The organism is Arthrobacter sp. SPT-J7, from assembly GCF_059089965.1.
Genome location: NZ_JBNHFF010000281.1, coordinates 1 through 3,734, shown reverse-complemented (window position 1 = coordinate 3,734; position 3,734 = coordinate 1). Strand labels below are relative to the sequence as shown.

Sequence of the window (3,734 nt, the reverse complement as noted above, 5' to 3'; positions counted from 1 at the left end):
AGGGGATGGGAAGGAACGGCGTGCCGGCTACGCGCAGCGCTCCGTCCAGGACCTCCAGCGGAGCGCGGCCGCCCGGCGCGCGGTGCACCCAGTCCGCTCCCCACCCGGCGTCCGAGAGGCCGGTACTGAACTGCTGTGGCTGCGACCACGGTCCCGCCAGGCCTGCCGCGTCCCATACCCGGACCTGCCACACGTAGTCCGCATCGTCGTCGAGCGCTGGTCCGTCATAGGCAGCAGAGACGGGGGCGTCTGAAGCCACCTGGCCTGAATTCCACACTGGGGACCCTGCTCCGTCCTGCACCACGATCTCGTAGCCGGTCTGCCGGGCACGGGACGGATCCGAATCCCCTGGCTGCACGAGCTGCCAGCTGAACGAGGGGCGTGCTCCCGCCGTAAGGCAGGGGGAGTGCCCGTCCGTCAGCAGGTGGTTGGCCAGCAACTGCCCCCGTACGGAAGTCACGGACTGTGCAGCCGGGGTGGGGGTCATTCAGGACTCCGGCAGGGTGAAGGCGTGCGGGGCGGTACCGGCCCAGGGGAGCCCGAGTTCGCTGAAGGTGGCGTGCTGCCCGGCGGCTCGTGCCAGGGCATCCTCGATACCGATGAGCACAGCGTGCGCCGCATCTCCCTCGCCCTCCCACTGGAGGTATGCCTCGTCGATGGGGGCCGGCAGCGGAGCGGTTCGGATGGCTTCCAGGACGAGCATAAAAGCACCGCTGTCCAGGAGCGGGCTGATGAGCGGAGCTCCACTGATGCGGTGGGCCAGCAGGTTTTCGGTCAGGTCGTCCCGGCCGAAGACTTCCTCGGAGCGGCGCTCGGCAGTTTCCACCGTGAGCCGGTCCTCGGTGTAGTGGAAGACGGCGGTGCCGTCCGAGCCTTGCAGGGTCACGTAAGGTTCTACGGATTCGGTGGCGCACAGTGTGAGCGCGCAGGTGATGGGCAGCCCTGAGCTGGTTCGGATCCGGATCACCGAGGTGTCATCGGACTCGATGTCGTTGGCACGGTAAAGCTCAGTTTCAATCGAAGCAATGTCTGCAGTGGTGCGTGCTCCTGCAATCCTGAGGGCTGTGGCCACCGCATGTGCAAGGGGGTTGGTGGCCACGCCGTCCACCACGTCCACGCCGTCGATGGTGCGTTTACCGGCCCAGCGTGACCGCTTGTAGTAGGCCCGGTCCCGGACCCAGTGGCCGGTGGCTGAGATACCCTGCAGCGTGCCGATGGTTCCGTCTGCGAGCAGTTTGCCGATCGCCTGCAGTGCGTGGGAACCCAGGCTCTGGAAGCCGATCTGGACGCTGCGTCCATTGGCTGCTGCAGCGTCGGACAGCTTGGTGAAGTCCGAGAGTGACGCGACCGGCGGCTTCTCCAGATACAGATCGGCAGCGGTGGCCAAGGCTGCGAGGCCCAGCGGGGCATGGGTCTGGATGGGGGTGGCGACAATAATGAGGTCCAGCCCACTGGTCTCCGCGAGCAGTTCAACCAGCCCCGGAAAGACGTGCGCTGTTGCAGGGACCGAACCCGGCGCAGGGGGATTGGGGTCAGCAACGGCAACAAGGTCAACCACGCCGGACGCCTGCAGGCGCTCAAGGTTCCGCAGGTGGTGGGTGCCGAAGCCGTGGACACCTACCAACGCCACCCTCGAAGCACGCCCGCCCGACCGCTCCGCCCCAAGCTCGGCGCCGGGCTGCGTGCTGGCTGCTGCTGAGGTAGTGAGATCCCGGGGCTGGGTCCGGGCGACGGTGCCGGCTGGCGTTCCCATGGTGCTCCATTCCGCCCGGACAGGGCATATGTTCCTCAAACGCGTGGGGCAAGCGCTTTCCGGTTTCCAGTGTGCGCCACGAGCAGGCTTGCAGTCCAGTTATGTAACGATTCAAAAAACTGGCTTGACCCACCCCGCGGCCGGGGTCTAGATTTTCGAGAAACCGATTACTTAGGTGACGTGGACCACTCTGGCCGCGTTTCTGCAGCGATGGAGAACCGAAGGGAGCCCTGCCATGTCAACGTCGTCGTGGAGCGCCCGCGCATACTCGTTCTTTGACACGCTCTTGTGGATCGCTTGCCTGAACATGCTGTGGCTCGCTTTCACCGTCCTGGGGCTCGGCGTCCTGGGTGCGGGGCCGGCCACCGCAGCAGCACAGATCCTGGTCCGCAAGAGGGCCAAAGGTGAAGCTGCGCGCCTGCTGCCCGGCTTTGCCCGCGAATACTGTCGCAATTTTGTCCGCGGCAACGCGCTGGCTCTCCCCATCATGGGGGTGACCGTGGCCCTCGTCATGAACTGGAACTACTTTTCCGGCTCCGGTGGCCTGCTGTCCCAGTTGGCTGCCGCTGCAACCTTTGTCGGGGCCATTTTTGTTGCCGGGGGGGTGTGCTACCTGTTTCCCATGTTTGCCCGGTACGACCTTCCCCTGCCCCAGTACTTCCTGATGTCATCGCGCTTCGCCCTCCGCCACCTCGCGGGCACAGTCATCCTGCTGTTCGTCTCCGCAGCCGTGGCCTATGCGAGCGGTGCAGTCCCAGGCCTGATCCCGTTCTTCAGCATCGGAGCCTGGCTGTTCCTGACCGGGTGGCTGTGCGACCGCTTCTTCACCGCCAACGATGACTCCATGGCCGCCGTTATGGAGCAACAGCAGGCCGCTGCCATCGGCCTGAACCATAGCCAGGCGCTGACAGCGCGCTGAACGCACGCTAACCAATAACTGACCTCATGCTGCCCGGGCTCAACGCTGCCCGGTGACAGCAAAACCGACCCCAAAGAAGTGGAAAAGGAACAAAATGATCCGCAGAAGAATGTCCCTGGCTGCCGCCGTCGTTACCGCCACGGCGCTCACCCTGACGGCCTGCGGCGGAGGTGAAACCCAGTCCGTAGATATTTCCACCGTGAACGTCATGGCTCCCTTCCTCGAGGCGCAGCCGCCTTCCGCAGACGGCGCCGTCCAGACGAAGCTCGAGGAGTTCACGGGCAAGGACGTCAACATCATGTGGGCTCCCAATGCCTCCTACGAGGACAAAACCAACATCACCCTGGCCTCGTCCGAGATCCCGCACGTGATGGTCATCCAGGGCAAAACGCCCGGCTTCGTCAAGAACGCCGAAGCCGGTGCCTTCTGGGACCTGACGGACAAGCTGGCCGAGTACCCGAATTTGAAGACCACCTTCCCGGACATCCAGCAGAACGCGAGCATCAACGGAAAGGTGTACGGCGTTTACCGCGGACGCGCCCCCATGCGTGCTGCCGTGATGTTCCGCCAGGACTGGCTGGACAAGCTGGGGCTTGAGGCTCCCAAGACTACCGAGGACCTGTACGAGGTAGCCAAGGCATTCACTGAAAAGGATCCGGACGGCAACGGCCAGAATGACACCTGGGGCATCACCATCCCCAAGTGGGGCGCCCTCGGAACCAACAGCCCCTACGACTTCATCGAGACCTGGTATGGCGCAGGCAACCGCTGGACCGAAAGGGACGGGAAACTGATCCCGAGCTTCGAAACCGAGGAATTCCTGGAAGCCAACCGGTTCGTCAAGAAGATGGTGGACGAGAAGCTCATCAACCCGGACTTTGCCACCTTCGACCCCACCAAGTGGAACGAGCCGTTCCTGAACGGCAAGGGCGGCATGATTGTCGACGTCGACTCCCGGGTCAGCGTCCTCATCAACCTGTTCAAGCAGGCAGACCCGAGCAATTTCGAAAACAAGGTGGGCTTCGTCGGCAACCTTGAAGGCCCGGACGGCAAGCTCAACGC

Annotated in this window: 4 protein-coding genes; 2 read left to right on the top strand and 2 right to left on the bottom strand. The window is 64.2% G+C overall.

The window, feature by feature from the left end; all coding sequences use genetic code 11:
* Positions 1-487 (bottom strand): glycoside hydrolase family 78 protein (locus tag AC5RWX_RS31350; protein WP_494100097.1); only part of this gene is annotated, 487 nt, incomplete at its 3' end.
* Complete coding sequence (locus tag AC5RWX_RS31345; protein ID WP_494100096.1) at positions 488-1,753, bottom strand: Gfo/Idh/MocA family protein; 1,266 nt, start codon at positions 1,751-1,753, stop codon at positions 488-490.
* A gap of 235 nt (positions 1,754-1,988) precedes the next feature.
* Here AC5RWX_RS31345 and AC5RWX_RS31340 point away from each other — a divergent pair, with 235 nt between their 5' ends.
* Positions 1,989-2,672: a YesL family protein gene (locus AC5RWX_RS31340; RefSeq protein WP_494100095.1), complete on the top strand. Its 684-nt coding sequence runs from the start codon at positions 1,989-1,991 to the stop codon at positions 2,670-2,672.
* A gap of 94 nt (positions 2,673-2,766) precedes the next feature.
* Positions 2,767-3,734: extracellular solute-binding protein (locus tag AC5RWX_RS31335; RefSeq protein WP_494100094.1), on the top strand; the 968-nt coding region annotated here is incomplete at its 3' end.

What these genes read in the sequence shown, in the direction of transcription:
- AC5RWX_RS31345 (WP_494100096.1), bottom strand. Translation starts at nt 1,753, where the DNA reads ATGGGAACGCCAGCCGGCACCGTCGCCCGGACCCAGCCCCGGGATCTC.
- AC5RWX_RS31340 (WP_494100095.1), top strand. Translation starts at nt 1,989, where the DNA reads ATGTCAACGTCGTCGTGGAGCGCCCGCGCATACTCGTTCTTTGACACG.